This is a genomic window from Bifidobacterium apis, assembly GCF_036986835.1.
GTDB classification, from domain to species: domain Bacteria; phylum Actinomycetota; class Actinomycetes; order Actinomycetales; family Bifidobacteriaceae; genus Bombiscardovia; species Bombiscardovia apis_A.
This window is the reverse complement of record NZ_BTXD01000003.1, coordinates 112673-128822: the sequence shown is the minus strand read 5'-3', so window position 1 is coordinate 128822 and position 16150 is coordinate 112673. Positions and strand designations below refer to the sequence as shown.

Here is a 16150-nt window from a genome sequence, read left to right as displayed (position 1 = left end):
CGGGGCAATGGATCAGTCATGGATGGGTCAGCGACGGACCACCCTGAACTTGCTCCAGGGGAAGTAGACCAGGAAGGCACCCACTGCGGTCAAAGCAATGACGAGCACACCCATGACTGCCGCGAAGGAGAAGATCCTGATGCCGATGCCCAGGCAGGCCCAGATGACCACCAGGCCGAAGACCCAGTCCTTGCCATGCCTGTTCATCAGATAAGCGACGGCCAGTAGGGCGCCGACCACGATGATGGTGGCGAATCCCTGTACTGCATTGCCGACCTTGTGCCCGGCCACCACCATGTATCCGGCGTTGACCAGGGTGGCGACACTCAGCCAGCTGGCGTAGATGGACAGGGGGATCCAATCCAGGGCCTTGGCTGCGGTGGGGGTTCCGGCCTTGGTGGCATCCCTGCGCACCAGGGCGTAGAGCATCCAGGCCAGCACGGTCAGAATGAGGATGATGACCAGGGCCCAGAAGTTTCGCTCCATATGCCACAGTGCCAGCCAGGCGATGTTCAGGCAGCAGGTGGCCACGAAGAGCAGCCCGCTCAGCGTGAAGGGCAGGAAGCCAAGACGTTTGCGGCTGGGGCCGGCCAGGCAGAAGCGGAAGAGCCAGATGGCCAGGGCGATGTAGATGACCCCCCAGATGGCGAAGACGTAGCCGGCGGGCATGATCCACAGGTCGACCTTGCGTGCCAGGCCGCCCACGGTCGTGCCATTGAAGTGGTAGACCTCCGCATAGCCGTTGAAGCCCACCATGGCCACCCAGGCCACCCAGAGCACGATATCCTCGAAGAGCTTCCAGCCGCGACCCTTTGAGGATTCCTGCTCCTTTTCAGGCTGACTCTGCTTTGTTTGATTTGATTCCTGCGCTGCCTCATTGCTGCTGCGATTAGAGCGACTCTTGACTCCATTGGCAGTCTCATCTGCACTGGTTTTGTCAATTGGCGCCTTCTTCGACGAATCACCAGACTGGTGGTCTGCGGCACCTGAAGGCGATGAACCTGAGCCAGATGAATTTGAAGTGGGCGACTTTGGTGTCGATGAATTCGAAGACGCCGAACCTGTACTCGTCGAACTCCGAGATGCCGATGCCGAATTTGCGCTCGATTGGCTGCCCTGCATGGCAGGGGAGGTGCGCTTGGCCCTCTCGACCGGGTCCTCATCGTCGGTCCAGAGTCTGCGCGGATTGTCCTTGTCAGTCATGGCACATGCTTCCTCTCCTTGCCGGCCGCAACCGTACTGCCGCCGTGGGGATTGCCCCGGGCATGGGCCGACCGGCCTCTGCTCCAACTCTAAATCAGCCCGCCTGGCTCAGTGGTATTGACCACCCGTTCCGGGCGGCCTCCGGTGCTAGCCTGAAGCCGAATACTGGAGAGGGGGAGTGCGAGATGGTTGAACCTTTACATCGGTGCGACTGGGCACAGGTGGACGACCCGCTCATGCGCAGCTACCACGACCATGAGTGGGGCCGCCCCCTGCACGGCTCCCAGAGGCTCTTCGGCATGCTCTCCCTGGAGATATTCCAGTGTGGGCTCAGCTGGCAGCTGGTCCTGCATCGCCGCCAGGCCCTCTTCAAGGATTTCGACAACTTCGATATTCAGGCCGTCGCCGCCTTCGATGCCGACCGCATCGACCGTCTCATGGCCGACCCGGCCATCATCCGCAATCGTCGAAAGATCGAAGCCACGGTGGCCAATGCCGCCCTGATCGCCCGCCGATTTCCCGGGGAGGGATTCGACCGCTACTGCTGGTCCTTCACCGGCGGCCGGACCATTAACCACGACTACACGGACGATCCTTCAATACCGCGCTACGACCACCTGTCGGCCATCGTCTGCAAGGACATGCGCGACCTGGGCCTGCGCTTCCTGGGACCGGTGACGGTCCACTCCTTCCTCCAGGCGGCCGGCATGATCAACGACCACCAGCACGACTGCTTCCTCAACGGCTGCGGCCATCCGCCCCTGAATCCGCCGGACCAGGCCATCTAAGCCGTCGTCGAACACCTGTTCGAATTATTCGGCCCCGGCGATATTATGGTCAGGCTTTGGCCTCAGCCTTGGCCATGGGTCTTCAGGGAAGCGGATGGGAAGCACGTGAAGCAGCAGAACAAGCCTAAGTCGACAGTGGACGCGGCCATCGAGAACCCGCGCATGATCGAATCCAAGGGGTCCCTGGTGGCGGACCTGTCCATGGTGCCCAACGACCGCAAAATCGTCATCCAAGGGGCCCGGGCCCACAACCTCAAGAACGTCAACCTGTCCATACCCCGCAACCGGATGGTGGTCTTCACCGGCCTGTCGGGCTCCGGCAAGTCCTCCCTGGCCTTCGACACCCTCTTCGCCGAGGGACAGCGCCGCTACGTGGAGTCCCTTTCCGCCTATGCCCGCCAGTTCCTGGGGCAGATGGACAAGCCCGATGTGGACTTCATCGAGGGTCTGAGCCCGGCCGTCTCCATCGACCAGAAGACCACCAACCGCAACCCCCGGTCCACGGTGGGCACCATCACCGAGGTCTACGACTACCTGCGCCTGCTCTTCGCCAGGACCGGCATTCCCCACTGCCCGGTCTGCGGGGCCGAGGTGCGGGCCCAGTCGCCGCAGCAGATCGTCGACACCCTCATGTCCAGGCCGGAGGGGACCCGTTTCCAGCTCCTGGCCCCCATCGTCAAGGGCCGCAAGGGCGAGTTCGTTGAAACCCTGGAGCTCCTGCGCTCCGACGGCTACTCCCGGGCCATCATCGACGGGGACATGCACCAGCTGTCCGAGTCCATCAAGCTGACCAAGCAGAAGAAGCACACCATCGAGGTGGTGGTGGACCGGCTGGTCATCCGCGAGGGCATGCGCCAGCGGCTGACCGACTCCGTGGAGACCGCCCTACGCCTGGCCAAGGGCACGGTGGTGGCCGACTTCGTGGATCTGGATGCCAAGGACCCCGAGCGCCGCCAGCCCTTCTCCGAAAAGCGTTCCTGCCCCAACGGCCACGAGCTGGAGCTGGACGAGATCGAGCCCCGGACCTTCTCCTTCAACGCCCCCTATGGAGCCTGCCCGGCCTGCACCGGCCTGGGATTCAACCTGGAGATCGACCCCGAGCTGGTGGTGCCCGACCCGGAGAAGAGCCTCAAGGACGGGGCTGTGGAGCCCTGGAGCGGCACCAAGAGCCAGCAGCGCTTCTACGGCCATCTGCTGGACGGCCTGGCCAAGGAGATGGGCTTCTCCACCTCGACCCCCTGGAAGGACCTGCCCGAGGAGGTCCGTCATGCCGTCATGTACGGGCACGACTTCAAGGTGGACGTCTCCTACCGGAACCGCTGGGGCCGCCTGCGCGAGTACACCACCGGGTTCGAGGGCGTGGTCCGCACCCTGATGCGCCGCCACGACGAGACCGACTCGCAGCCCATGAAGCAGTATTACGAGTCCTATATGCGCGAGGTGCCCTGCCAGGTCTGCCAGGGCAAGCGTCTGAAGCCCGAGGTCCTGGCCGTGACCGTGGACGGCCTGTCCATCGCCCAGGTCTGCGACATGGCCGTGTCCGCCAGCCTGAAATGGGTGGAGGGCCTGCACATGGAGGGCGCCCTGGCCAAGATCGCCGGCGAGGTCCTCAAGGAGATCCGCGCCCGCCTGCGCTTCCTCAACGACGTGGGTCTGAACTATCTGACCCTGTCCCGGGCGGCGGCCACCCTCTCCGGCGGCGAGGCCCAGCGCATCCGCCTGGCCACCCAGATCGGCTCGGGCCTGGTGGGCGTCATGTACGTGCTGGACGAGCCCTCCATCGGCCTGCACCAGCGGGACAACGACCGGCTGATCAAGACCCTGCAGCGGCTGCGCGACCTGGGCAACACCCTGATTGTGGTCGAGCACGACGAGGACACCATCCGCCAGGCCGACTGGCTGGTCGACATCGGTCCGGGGGCCGGCGAGCATGGCGGGGAGGTCATCTTCTCCGGGCGCTCGCAGGACCTGGTCAAGGCCTCCCGCTCAATCACCGCCGACTACATCGCCGGTCGCCGTTCCATCGAGGTGCCCAAGCGCCGCCGCAAGACCAGCAAGACCCGGCAGCTGACCGTGGTGGGGGCTCGCGAGAACAACCTGAAGAATCTCAAGGTCTCCTTCCCGCTGGGGGTCATGACCCTGGTCACCGGCGTCTCCGGCTCCGGCAAGTCCACCCTGGTCAACTCCATCCTCTATCCGGTCCTGGCCGACCAGCTCAACAACGCCCGCATCGTGCCCGGCAAGCACACCCGGGTGGAGGGCGTGGACCAGGTGCGCAAGGTCATCCATGTGGACCAGAACCCCATCGGCCGCACTCCGCGCTCCAACCCGGCCACCTACACCGGCGTCTGGGACAAGATCCGCCAGCTCTTCGCCAAGACCCCCGAGGCCCAGGTGCGCGGCTATGGTCCGGGCCGCTTCTCCTTCAACGTCAAGGGCGGCCGCTGCGAGACCTGCCACGGTGACGGAACCATCAAGATCGAGATGAACTTCCTGCCCGACGTCTACGTGCAGTGCGAGACCTGCCACGGCAAGCGCTACAACAGGGAGACCCTGGAGGTCACCTACAACGGCAAGACCGTCTCGGACGTGCTGGATATGCCCATCGAGGAGGCCGCCCACTTCTTCAAGGCCTATCCCTCCATCGCCCGCTATCTGGACACCCTGGTGGACGTGGGCCTGGGCTACATCCGTCTGGGCCAGCCGGCACCCACCCTGTCCGGAGGCGAGTCACAGCGGGTCAAGCTGGCCACCGAACTACAGCGGCGCTCCGACGGCAAGACCGTCTACATCCTGGACGAGCCCACCACGGGCCTACACTTCGAGGATGTCCGCAAGCTGCTCAAGGTCCTGCACGGCCTGGTCGACAAGGGCAACACGGTCATCGTCATCGAGCACAACCTGGATGTGATCAAGACCGCCGACTGGATCATCGACCTGGGACCGGAGGGCGGCGACGGCGGCGGCACCGTGGTGGCCCAGGGCACCCCCGAGCAGGTGGCCGCCAATCCGGACAGCTGGACCGGCAAGTACCTCAAGCCCATGCTTGATCCCGCCAAGGTCGCCAAGGCTGCACGATCATGACCCGCAGCTGTTTCGAGCGGCACACGCCGCAGGTATGGCGACGCACCGCCCAAGCCCTGGAGGAGGAGTCCGCCACCGGCAACACGACCGGCGTCAACAAGAACGGCGCGCCCCTGCTGGGAGACAGCCGGGACCTCTTCCGCCCCAAGACCTCCGACATCCCCACCCAACCGGGCGTCTACAAGTGGCGGGACGGCGACGGCCGGGTCATCTACGTGGGCAAGGCCAAGAACCTGCGCAACCGTCTGACCAACTACTTCCAGCCCTTGGAAAACCTGCACCCGCGCACCCAGACCATGGTGCTGACGGCCCGGAGCCTGGAGTGGACCGTGGTGGGCACCGACCTGGAGTCCCTGACCCTTGAATACACCTGGATCAAGGAGTTCGATCCGCACTTCAACGTCAAGCTGCGCGACGACAAGACCTACCCCTACCTGGCCGTCTCCGTGGGCGAGGAGTTCCCCCGGGTGTGGATGACCCGCGTGCGCAAGCGGCACGACACCCGCTACTTCGGCCCCTACGCCAAGGTCTGGGACATGAAGCACACCCTGGATGCCCTGCTCAAGACCTATCCGGTGCGCACCTGCACCCCCGGCGTCTTCCGCAAGGCCAAGCTCAGCGGCCGCCCCTGCCTGCTGGCCTCCATCGGCAAGTGTTCGGCACCCTGTGTGGGCCGGATCAGCGCCAGCGACCACCGGCGTCTTTGCACGGAGCTGACCGGGGTCATCACCGGAAGGCTGGGCAAGAGCTACCGGGCCGGGCTGACCAGAAGCATGCAGAAGGCCAGCAAGGAGCTGGACTTCGAGAAGGCCGCCCGTCTGCGCGACCAGATCGCCATGCTGGACACGGTCATCGAGCAGAATGCCGTCGCCTTCGCCTCCAACGTGGATGTGGACGTCTTCGGCGTGGCCTCTGACGAACTGGAGGCCTCGGTCCACGCCTTCTTCGTGCGCTCGGGAGCCATCCGGGGCGAACGCAACTGGAGCGTGGAGCGGGTGGAGGACGTCTCCGACAGCGAGCTGATCAGCGACCTCCTGGTGCAGGTCTATTCGGATCTGATGAATGAGAACGACAACGAGTTGCACAAGCTGCCCGGAGATTCCGATACCCAGGTCTCCATCAGCCAGGACAGGGATGCCATGGGCTCCACCCAGAAGGTCACGGCCCTGGACGCCGAAGCCCGGGCCAAGGCCACCAGGAGCCGACACCAGCATCAGGATCAGACCGGACGCGCCGACCTGCTGGCCCCCATCTCCCCGGTGCCTCCCGAGGTCATCGTCCCCATCCAGCCCGACCGGACCGGCGACCTGCAGGAGTGGCTGCGGGGGCTGCGCGGGTCCTCAGTGACCATCCGGGTGGCCAGCCGGGGTGAGAAGAAGTCCCTGATGGACCGGGCCAACGCCAACGCCCGACAGGCTCTGCAGCGCAGCAAGCTCAGCCGCATGAGCGACATGGGCACCCGCACCCAGGCCATGAACGACGTGGCCAAGGCTTTGGGTCTTGACCGCGCTCCGCTGCGCATCGAGTGCTACGACATCTCCAACACCGTGGGCGGCCAGTTCCAGGTGGCCTCCATGGTGGTCTTCGAGGACGCGGTCCCCAAGAAGTCCGAGTACCGCCGATTCGCCATCCGCGGCGAGGACGGCAAGGGCGCTGTGGACGACATGAGCGCCATCTACGAGACCCTGACCCGACGCTTCCGCCACGGCAACATTGCGGGCGACAGCGGTGACAGCATGGAGGCTGAGCGAAAGGCCAGCGACAAGGCACCCGAGTTGGTGGAGCAGGAGGAGGGCGCCATCGTCCAGCAGAACACCACCGCCCGTCACTTCGCCTACAAACCCAACCTGGTCGTGGTCGACGGCGGCAAGCCCCAGGTGACCGCCGCAGCCCGGGCCCTGCACGACTGCGGGGTGGACGATGTGGCCCTGTGCGGCCTGGCCAAGCGCCTGGAGGAGGTCTGGGTGCCTGACGACGACTATCCCATCATCCTCAAGCGCCAGTCCGAGGGCATGTACCTGCTGCAACGGGTGCGCGACGAATCCCACCGGTTCGCCATCACCTATCACCGGCAGACCCGGCGCAAGGGTGCCCTGCGATCGGCCCTGGATGAGATTCCGGGCATTGGTCCCGCCTATCAGAAGAAGCTGCTCAATCACTTCGGTTCGGTCAAGCGCATGCGTCAGGCCTCCCAGGAGGAGCTTGAGGCCGTCAAGGGCATCGGCTCCGCCAAGGCCGAGGCCATCTACCGGGCCCTGCACAGCGACCAGGACCAGGCCGGGGATAGCCAGCGATAAAATGGCCCAGAAGGCTGGCATAAGGCCATGCCCTGATCTTGATTGGTGCGTGATTGCAGACATGAATGGACCTGATTGTCGTTGTGCCGTTCTGGGCGACCCCATCAGCCATTCCCTTTCGCCCCTCCTGCATCGCTCGGCCTACGCCGCACTGGGCCTTGACGGTTGGCGCTACGACCGTGTGCGCATGGACGCTGACGGCCTGGCGGACTTTATCCACGGCCTCGACCCGACCTGGGCCGGTCTCAGCCTGACCATGCCCCTGAAGAGTGCAGTTGGCCCCATGGGCGATTTTCGTGACTGCTGGTCCAGCACCATGGGCGTGGCCAACACAGCAGTCTTTGCACAGGGTGGCCCAGCCAATGGGCTGTCTCTGTATAACACCGACGTGGAGGGAATTGTGGCCGCCCTGCTGGAGGCTGCCGACCGCTGCCGGGCCGACGAGGACCCTGACGAGTTGGCCGCCCTGCTTGAGGCAGCCGGTCAGGGTCGGCAGGACCGGCTTCCCGACCAGCCATACGGGGGAGCGCGGGCCCTGGTCATCGGCAACGGCAACACCGCCGAGTCCGCCTTCTGCGCCTTGAAGGTGCTGGGGGTCGAGCATGTGGACCTGCTGGCCCGCAACCCAAAGCACTGCGACCACATGTTGGACCTTGCCTCCCGATTGGGTCTGCCTGAGCCAACCGTCACCGCCATGGACCAGGCTGAGGCAGCCGAAAGGGCCCTGACCAAGGGCGATATCGTCGTCTCCACCCTGCCTTCGGGTGCAGCCGATCCCCTGGCCGATTTGTTCAATACGGCTGATGGCGGCAGTCGCATGGGCCCGGTCCTTCTGGATGTGGTCTATGACCCACGGCCCACCCCGCTCATGAGAGCCTTCTGCCGTCGGCCGGGCGCCCGGGCCATCAGCGGTGAACGCATGCTGCTCTATCAAGCCGTGCGTCAGGTGGCGCTGATGACCGAGCGACCCCTGGCCGCTGTACCGGTGGCCGCCATGGACCAAGCCTTGAGGGAGGCATGACGATGACGACGGAAAAACCGCCCTTCGCAGGCTTCGAGGTACTGCTGATCACGGGCATGTCCGGCGCAGGCCGCTCCCGCGCCGCCGACTCCATGGAGGACATGGGCTGGTATGTGGTCGACAACATGCCACCGCGCCTGCTGGTGCCCCTGGTCGACATGATGACCTCGGCCGGAAGCTCCCTGCACCGCCTGGCCGCCGTCATCGACGTCCGGTCCCGCTCCTACTTCGACGACCTGTCGGCCGTGCTCAGCCACCTGGACGACCTGGGCGTGCGTTGCCGCATCCTCTTTCTGGACGCCTCCGACCAGGTGCTGGTCAAACGCTATGAGTCCGTCCGCCGTCCCCACCCCCTGCAGGGCTCGGGCCGCCTGATCGACGGCATCCGCGAGGAGCGCCGCCTGCTGGGCGGTCTCAAGGAGCGTGCGGACATGGTCATCGACACCTCCAACCTGAGCATCCATCAGCTCTCCACCCGCCTGTACGAAATGGTCCTGGGCTCCGGCCCGACCACCGTGGGCGTGCACATCATGAGCTTCGGGTTCAAGTACGGGCTGCCCATCGATGCCGACTTCGTCGCCGACGTCCGCTTCCTGCCCAACCCCTACTGGGTCCCCGAGCTGCGGGACCTGAACGGCCATGACGGCCCGGTCCGCGACTATGTGATGGCCAGCAAGGGCGCCAAGGAGTTTTTGGATGCCTACACCACCGCCATTCTGACCGCGCTCAGCGGCTATGCACGCGAGGACAAGCACTATGTGACCATCGCCTTTGGCTGCACTGGCGGACAGCACCGCTCAGTGGCCATGGCCGACGCTTTGGCCGCCCGCCTGCGGTCCCGGGGAATGGAGGTGACCGTCTCGGCCCGCGAGCTGCCGCACCGTTCCCGCGGATAGCCAAAGGCGCAATTTGTCCAAGATATTCGGTATCACAGTAATCCGGTGGTTTGCACGGCAGGTGTGTCGCGCGGCCAGGAAGTATTCATTTTTCAGTATTTTTTCGTAGGAGGACGGCTCTTGGCCCTACTTGATGATGTCAAAAGCGAGCTGGCCGCGATTGACAACGAACCCCCCTCTGCCAAGAAAGCGCAATCGGCGGCAATGATCCGCTTCGGCGGCGGTCTGCACATCATTCAGCGTCACATTGTGGTGGAAGCGCAATTCGATTCCCTGCCGGCAGCGCAGTGGTTGCAGAACACCATCAGGGACGTCTACGGCCATGATTCCGATCTGATCCAGGTCAAGCGTCAGGCCCCCACCGGCAACCTGACCCGCTACTCGGTTCGAGTGCTGCGGGCTGGCGGTGCCCTGGCCCTGCAGACCGGTCTGCTGGACCGCCGCAAGCACCCGGTTCGCGGTCTTCCCGCCGATATCGTTTCCGGCAACATCGCCCAGGTCAAGGCCGCCTGGCGAGGGGCCTTCCTGGCTCATGGCGAGCTGTCCGACCCGGGCAAGGCCTCCTACCTGGAGATCGTCTGCCCCGGATCCGAGGCCGCCCTGGCCCTGGTGGGCGCCGCCCGCCGTCTGGGCATCAACGCCAAGGCCCGCCAGGTGCGCAGCTCCGAGCGCGTCACCCTGCGCGATCCGGACGTCATCGAACGCATGCTCAACCTCATGGGCGCCCCCAAGTCCTCCAGGGAGTGGACCGGCAAGCGCAGCGACGGTGAGTCCCGCGGCAAGGCCAACCGCCTGGCCAACTTCGACGATGCCAACATGCGCCGGTCGGCCAAGGCAGCCGTCGAGGCCAGCGCCAAGGTCACCAAGGCCTTTGAGATTCTGGGCGACGACATCCCCGAGAACCTGCGTGCGGCCGGCCAGCTTCGTCTGGACCACCGCGAGGCCTCCCTCGAAGAGCTGGGCCGCCTGGCCGATCCGCCGGTCACCAAGGATGCCATCGCCGGACGCATCCGCCGCCTGCTGCAGCTGGCCACCAAGGTCGAAAAAAAGAGGGCCGAGGAACAGGCCAAACAAGAGTGAGATAGCTCACACAGGTCGGTCTGCCTGAGTACCATGGCAGGGGAGCGGGCGCATGGACCCGCAGTCAGAAAGGATACGCATGAAAACACTGAAGAGCCTCGGTGACCTCAAGGGCAAGCGCGTGCTCGTCCGCGCGGACTTCAATGTGCCGCTGGACGGCACCACCATTACGGATGACGGTCGCATCCGCGCCGCCTTGCCAACCATCGAGCAGCTTCGTGGCCAGGGCGCCAAGGTCATCCTCATGGCCCACCTGGGTCGCCCCAAGGGCAAGGTCGTCCCCGAGCTGAGCCTGGCCCCCGTGGCCACCCGCCTGGGCGAGCTGCTGGGCGTGCAGGTCCCTCTGGCCGAGGACACCTACGGTCCCGATGCCCATGCCAAGGTGGCCGCCATGAACGACGGCGACGTGGTCCTGCTGCAGAACGTGCGCTACAACCCCGAGGAGACCAGCAAGGACGAGGCCGAGCGCGATGCCTACGCCCGCAAGATCGCCGACCTGGGTGATGTCTTCGTCTCCGACGGCTTCGGTGTGGTCCACCGTGCCCAGGGCTCCAACTACTCCGTGGCCAAGTTCCTGCCCTCTGCGGCAGGCCTGCTGGTCGAGAAGGAGGTCAAGGCCCTGTCCAAGGCGACCGAGAACCCCGAGCGGCCCTTCACTGTGGTCCTGGGCGGCTCCAAGGTCTCCGACAAGCTGGGCGTCATCGAGAACCTGCTCAGCAAGGCCGACCGTCTGGTCATCGGCGGCGGCATGGTCTTCACCTTCCTCAAGGCCGAGGGTTATGAGGTCGGTTCCTCCCTGCTGGAGGAGGATCAGGTCGACACCGTCAAGGGCTACATGGCCACCGCCCGCGAGAAGGGCGTGGAGCTGGTCCTGCCCACCGACATCGTGGTGGCTGACGAGTTCAAGGCGGATTCGCCCCACCAGGTGGTTCCTGCCGACGGCATCCCCGCGGACAAGATGGGTCTGGACATCGGCCCCGACTCCCAGAAGCTCTTCCACGACAAGATCGTGGACTCCAAGACCGTGGTCTGGAACGGCCCCATGGGCGTCTTCGAGTTCCCGGCATTCGCCGATGGCACCCGGGCTGTGGCCCAGGGTCTGGTCGATGCGACCAAGGCCGGAGCCTTCACCATCGTCGGCGGCGGCGACTCCGCTTCTGCCGTGCGCAACCTGGGCTTCCCCGAGGATGGCTTCTCGCACATCTCCACCGGCGGCGGCGCCTCCCTGGAGTTCCTTGAGGGCAAGGAGCTTCCGGGTCTGAAGGTGCTGGAGTAGAATCGGCAGACAGACGGGCAATGCCGGGTCACCGGGTTTCGCATCCGGCGGCCCGGCATTGCTGTTGTTGCGCGGATGGAAAGGTCTGGTATGGCACGCATTCCCCTGGTGGCCGGCAATTGGAAGATGAACTTCGACCACCTGGAAGCCACCTATTTCGTGCAGAAGCTGGCCTGGCTCCTGCGCGATGCCCATTTCGACCGCAGGCGCTGCCAGGTGGCTCTCATGCCCGCCTTCACCGCCCTGCGTTCCGTCCAGGTGCTGGTGGAGGCCGACAACCTGCCCATCGAATACGGGGCGCAGGCCGTCTCCGTCACCGCACAGGGGGCCTTTACCGGGGATGTGTCCGCCGACATGCTGGCCCAACTGGGCTGCAGTTACGTCATAGTGGGCCATTCCGAGCGGCGCAAGTACCATCCCGAGGACGATGCCAACATCGTCGACCAGGTCCGGGCCGTCCTGGCTGCGGACATGAAGCCCATCCTCTGCGTGGGGGAGAGCTACGAGGAGCGTCGCCAGGGCATCCAGCTTGACTTCGCCGTTGGTCAGGTCAACGACGTCACCCGAGACCTGGCCAAGGAGGACATGGACAACCTGATCGTGGCCTACGAGCCGGTCTGGGCCATCGGCACCGGTATGGTGGCCACCCCGGACACCGCCCAGCAGGCCGCCAGGGCCATCCGCGATCACATTTCAGGCAAGTTCGGAGATTCTGCCGGCCAGGCCGTACGCATCCTTTACGGCGGCTCGGTCACCTCCAAGAACGCCTCCCAGATGATCACCCAGCCGGACGTGGACGGCTTTCTGGTGGGCGGCGCCTCCCTGGATGTGGAGGAGTTCGCGCGGATTGTGCGACTGGCCGCCAAGGGCTGATGCGTTTTTCGACGGGTGTATGTATACTTGTTTCCAGTTCCTTACGTGGAGGTATGTGCCGTGGCCATTGTCAAGATTGTGCTTCAAATCGTCGTCATCCTCGCCAGCATATTGCTGACCATGCTGATTCTGTTGCACAAGGGCAAGGGCGGCGGCCTGTCCGATATGTTCGGCGGTGGAATCGGCTCCAACGCCGGCACCTCGGGCGCAGCCGAGAAGAACCTGAATCGTCTGACCATTATCGTGGCCCTGATCTGGGTGGCCATCATCATCGCCTTGGATCTCATTTCCAAGTACAAGCTGGCCTGATTCCGACAGACAATACCTGAAATACCCGACCCCGGCATCGACCGGGGTTTTTCCATATCCGGACGACTTTGGTTCAAGACCTATAGTCCTTGACTATTACCACAATATGTCATTCACTATGCACCGATAATCCAACGATTCAGTCGCTCAACGGATAAGGTGGAAACGGTGTGCCGGATGAGCGGCGCATCACACAACGCCGTGCAAGCTAAGCGAGCGAAAGGAAGTGCTCATGGCTGAGCAAGCTGCACCGAGTCTGGAGGGCTGGTTTTGCCTTCACCTCTTCTGGAAAATCGATTGGGCCAAGTGGCGCCGAGTGCCCCAGGACGAACGCCGGGAATGCCTGGATGAGTTCAAGGCCCTGGCCGCACAGCTGGACGAGGTCCAGTCCCAGGGCGAGGGAAGCCACTACTGGTGCCAGGTCAATGGGCAAAAGGCCGACCTGGGCCTGATGGTCCTCAGGGAGACCCTGGACCAGCTGCAGGAGGTAGAGACCTCCTTGGAGAAGCTGCCTCTCTCCGATTATCTGAAGCCGACCATCTCCTATGTGTCAGTCACCGAGGTGGGCCTCTACTCGGGCGAGCCGACCACGGACCGTGGCTGGTCCTACGTCAATGCCAGCCTGCATCCCAAGACGCCCGACAAGCCCTACATCTGCTTCTACCCCATGTCCAAGACCCGCGTGCCCGGAGCCAACTGGTACACGCTGCCCTACGACCAGCGCAAGGCCTACATGCACGACCATGGCAAGATCGGCCGTTCCTACGCCGGCAAGGTCTCCATCATCCTGACGGGTTCCATCGGCCTGGACGACTACGAGTGGGGCGTCACCCTGTTCGCCGACGACCCTGTCCAATTCAAGAAGATCGTCACCGAGATGCGCTACATCGAAGCCAGCTCCATCTACGGCGAATTCCCCTACTTCCTGGTAGGCACCCATACCGATCCCGAGCGCATCGACAGGCTGCTCACGGACCAGTTGGGACAGTAACACATGTCGACAAGAGAGAGAAGATCGATCCTTTCCACGCCCATATGGTTCTTCATGGTCATCGTCTTCATCACCCAGCTGGATGGGGGAGCGGTGCCGACCATGCTGCCGTCCATCACACGGACCTTCGGCCTGACCACCATGGGCTCCTCCTGGGTGGTCGGACTCTACACCCTGGGCCTGGTGGTGGGCACCCCCATCACCTCCAACCTCTCCGACGCCCACGGGACCAGGAAGGTCTTCCTCTGGGAGCTGGCCTTCTGGTTCCTTGGATGTCTGATGACGGCGGTCTCGCCCAACTATGCGGTCATGCTGCTGGGCCGGTTCATCCAGTCCCTGGGAGACAGCGGCATCATGGTCCTGTCCATGAACGTCCTGCTGCAGCGAGCCCGCAGGAACAACCAGGGCAGGAAGGTCTCCACGGTGGGCATCATCGCCGGCCTTTCCGCCATGGTCAGCCCGGTCCTTTCGGGCATGCTCCTGGGCATCACCCACGGATGGCGGGCCTATTACTTCATGATGCTGCCTTTCCTGGCCATCCTGTTTGTTCTGGCCTGGTTCATGATGGGCGACTCGAAGACCGACCGCGCCTGGAAGACCGACTACCTGGGCCTGGGCTCCTTCAGTATCGCTCTGGCCCTGCTGATGGTGGCGATCACCTTCCTCCAGTACGGCACGACCTATCTGGCCCTGATCATTGGATGCCTCCTGGTCACCGTGGTTGCCGGTGCAATCTTCCTGGTGCATGAGCGCAATCTTGGCGGTTCAAGCGAGACCATGCCTTTCCTGCCCATCCGCCTGCTCAAGCTGCCCTCCTATGGGCTCACACTGCTGCTGGGAACGCTGGGAGGCATGTTCTTCTCCCTCTTCGTCTACATTCCGACCTATGTCCACTCCGTCTTCGGACTCCCGGTCCGCTCGGCCGGCATGGTCATGGTCGGCGTCGGGCTCGGCTCCGTGGTCGGGTCCTGGCTGGGCGGGCTCCTGGTCGACAAGTTCGGCTACCGGACCACGCTCGTCTTTTCGTCGTCGCTGATAGGCCTGATGGCCCTGGTGATCACCCTGACCCTGCACAACCTGCAGCTCTTCATGGTCCTGTCCTTCCTGATGGGGGTCGGCATGGGCTCCATGATGTCCTCGCCGCTCCAGGTCATCGCCGGAAGGCTGGCCGGGCCCGAGAACCGCATGCAGGCCATCGGCGGGCTGTCGGCCTGCAAGAAGATCGGCACCACCATCGCCCCCCTGCTCTTCGCCTCGGCCATTGAGCTGGGCAAGGTGGGCGGACAGGCCGGTCTGGCCTCCTACAGGAACATGTTCCTGGTGGTCATCGTCATAGCCCTGGTCAATATCGGCCTGACATACTGCATTCCATTTTCACAGAAAGAAGTTGCTGATGACTGAACCTACAGCAGTCCTCCTCATGGCTTACGGCACTCCCTACCAGGAGTCCGACATCAGGGGGTACTACACCAACATCCGCCATGGGCAGGAGCCCCCCAAGCCGCTCATGGACCAGCTGGTCGGCCGCTACAAGGCCATCGGTCTGCCCTCGCCCCTGGCCAGGATCACCACGGCCCAGCGCGACGGCCTCCAGGCTGCGCTGGACAAGGCCCATCCCGGCGCCTACAAGGTCTACGAGGGGCTGAAGTACATCACCCCCTTCATCAAGGAGGCGGTCGACCAGATTGCCGCCGATGGCATCACCAGGGTGATCGGCCTGCCGCTGGCCCCGCAGTACTCCTCCTATTCGAGCGAGGACTACCACAACCGCGCCCGCAAGGCCATCGAGGCCCATCCGGGCATGGAATACCTGCCGGTGCGGTCCTGGTGGAACCACCAGGAACTGATCCACTTCTGGAGCGACCAGCTGGTGGCCAAGAAGGATCTGACCGACCGGCCGGACACCAAGGTGATCTTCAGCGCCCACTCCCTGCCCCTGCGCATCATCCAGGGAGGGGACCCCTACAAGGATGAGGTCATTGGTCTGTCCAATGCCGTGGCCCGGGCAGCCGGTCTCAATGAGGACCAGTACGTGCTGGCCTGGCAGTCGGCAGGCCGCACCGAGGAGCCCTGGATCGGGCCTGATTTCGTCAAGGTGGCCAAGGATCTGATCACCAAGAGCGGCATGAAGACCATTGTCTCCGCCTCCATCGGATTCATCGCCGACAACCTGGAGATATGCTACGACGTGGACATGGAGCTGGCCAAGGCCATCGAGTCCGCCGGCGGCACCCTGACCAGGCTGAACATGCCCAACGACAGCCCAGCCCTGATCGCCACCCTGCAGCAGGTGGTCGAGGAGGCCAAGGCAGAGTAGTCACACCTCTGCTTG

General features: G+C 64.2%; 13 protein-coding genes. 12 read left to right on the top strand and 1 reads right to left on the bottom strand.

Annotated elements, in window-relative coordinates:
* Positions 1-27: 27 nt before the first annotated feature.
* Positions 28-1203, bottom strand: coding sequence for a TspO/MBR family protein (locus AACP62_RS07515; RefSeq protein ID WP_339347469.1), 1176 nt, complete (start codon positions 1201-1203; stop codon positions 28-30).
* 185 nt (positions 1204-1388) lie between these two features.
* On the opposite strand from AACP62_RS07515, the gene AACP62_RS07510 reads away from it, so the two are divergent.
* The 12 genes from AACP62_RS07510 to hemH all read left to right on the top strand — a co-directional run bounded on the left by AACP62_RS07510 (position 1389) and on the right by hemH (position 16135).
* The gene (locus AACP62_RS07510) at positions 1389-1991 is read left to right on the top strand and encodes a DNA-3-methyladenine glycosylase I (protein WP_339347468.1); all 603 of its coding nucleotides are present in this window, start codon (positions 1389-1391) and stop codon (positions 1989-1991) included.
* A gap of 162 nt (positions 1992-2153) precedes the next feature.
* Positions 2154-5075: an excinuclease ABC subunit UvrA gene (gene uvrA / locus AACP62_RS07505; RefSeq protein ID WP_339347535.1), complete on the top strand. Its 2922-nt coding sequence runs from the start codon at positions 2154-2156 to the stop codon at positions 5073-5075.
* Complete coding sequence (gene uvrC / locus AACP62_RS07500) at positions 5072-7372, top strand: excinuclease ABC subunit UvrC (RefSeq protein ID WP_339347466.1); 2301 nt, start codon at positions 5072-5074, stop codon at positions 7370-7372. The genes uvrA and uvrC overlap by 4 nt, the downstream gene beginning before the upstream one ends.
* Positions 7373-7433: 61 nt before the next feature.
* Positions 7434-8393 carry a shikimate dehydrogenase family protein gene (locus tag AACP62_RS07495; protein ID WP_339347464.1) on the top strand — a complete coding sequence of 320 codons (960 nt, stop codon included), beginning with the start codon at positions 7434-7436 and terminating at the stop codon, positions 8391-8393.
* Positions 8394-8395: 2 nt separating this feature from the next.
* On the top strand, positions 8396-9289 hold the full coding sequence (gene rapZ, locus AACP62_RS07490; protein ID WP_154313572.1) for an RNase adapter RapZ: 894 nt from the start codon (positions 8396-8398) through the stop codon (positions 9287-9289).
* Positions 9290-9409: 120 nt separating this feature from the next.
* Positions 9410-10369 carry a DNA-binding protein WhiA gene (gene whiA, locus AACP62_RS07485; protein ID WP_045935384.1) on the top strand — a complete coding sequence of 320 codons (960 nt, stop codon included), beginning with the start codon at positions 9410-9412 and terminating at the stop codon, positions 10367-10369.
* Between the two features lie 79 nt (positions 10370-10448).
* Entirely contained in the window at positions 10449-11645 is a 1197-nt protein-coding gene (locus tag AACP62_RS07480; RefSeq protein WP_339347462.1) for a phosphoglycerate kinase, read from the top strand.
* Between the two features lie 90 nt (positions 11646-11735).
* Positions 11736-12518, top strand: a complete 783-nt coding sequence (tpiA, locus tag AACP62_RS07475; protein ID WP_154313498.1) for a triose-phosphate isomerase — start codon at positions 11736-11738, stop codon at positions 12516-12518.
* A gap of 60 nt (positions 12519-12578) precedes the next feature.
* Complete coding sequence (gene secG, locus AACP62_RS07470; RefSeq protein WP_045935382.1) at positions 12579-12827, top strand: preprotein translocase subunit SecG; 249 nt, start codon at positions 12579-12581, stop codon at positions 12825-12827.
* A 232-nt stretch (positions 12828-13059) separates the two neighbouring features.
* Complete coding sequence (hemQ, locus tag AACP62_RS07465; protein ID WP_339347460.1) at positions 13060-13818, top strand: hydrogen peroxide-dependent heme synthase; 759 nt, start codon at positions 13060-13062, stop codon at positions 13816-13818.
* Positions 13819-13821: 3 nt separating this feature from the next.
* Positions 13822-15219: an MFS transporter gene (locus tag AACP62_RS07460; RefSeq protein WP_198219888.1), complete on the top strand. Its 1398-nt coding sequence runs from the start codon at positions 13822-13824 to the stop codon at positions 15217-15219.
* Positions 15212-16135 (top strand): ferrochelatase, encoded by a 924-nt coding sequence (hemH, locus tag AACP62_RS07455; RefSeq protein WP_339347458.1) that lies wholly within the window; start codon positions 15212-15214, stop codon positions 16133-16135. The genes AACP62_RS07460 and hemH overlap by 8 nt, the downstream gene beginning before the upstream one ends.
* Positions 16136-16150: the final 15 nt, after the last annotated feature.

Coding starts and splice junctions, on each gene's coding strand:
- AACP62_RS07515 (WP_339347469.1), bottom strand. CDS start 1,203: ATGACTGACAAGGACAATCCGCGCAGACTCTGGACCGACGATGAGGAC.
- AACP62_RS07510 (WP_339347468.1), top strand. CDS start 1,389: ATGGTTGAACCTTTACATCGGTGCGACTGGGCACAGGTGGACGACCCG.
- uvrA (WP_339347535.1), top strand. CDS start 2,154: ATGATCGAATCCAAGGGGTCCCTGGTGGCGGACCTGTCCATGGTGCCC.
- uvrC (WP_339347466.1), top strand. CDS start 5,072: ATGACCCGCAGCTGTTTCGAGCGGCACACGCCGCAGGTATGGCGACGC.
- AACP62_RS07495 (WP_339347464.1), top strand. CDS start 7,434: ATGAATGGACCTGATTGTCGTTGTGCCGTTCTGGGCGACCCCATCAGC.
- rapZ (WP_154313572.1), top strand. CDS start 8,396: ATGACGACGGAAAAACCGCCCTTCGCAGGCTTCGAGGTACTGCTGATC.
- AACP62_RS07480 (WP_339347462.1), top strand. CDS start 10,449: ATGAAAACACTGAAGAGCCTCGGTGACCTCAAGGGCAAGCGCGTGCTC.
- tpiA (WP_154313498.1), top strand. CDS start 11,736: ATGGCACGCATTCCCCTGGTGGCCGGCAATTGGAAGATGAACTTCGAC.
- hemQ (WP_339347460.1), top strand. CDS start 13,060: ATGGCTGAGCAAGCTGCACCGAGTCTGGAGGGCTGGTTTTGCCTTCAC.
- AACP62_RS07460 (WP_198219888.1), top strand. CDS start 13,822: ATGTCGACAAGAGAGAGAAGATCGATCCTTTCCACGCCCATATGGTTC.
- hemH (WP_339347458.1), top strand. CDS start 15,212: ATGACTGAACCTACAGCAGTCCTCCTCATGGCTTACGGCACTCCCTAC.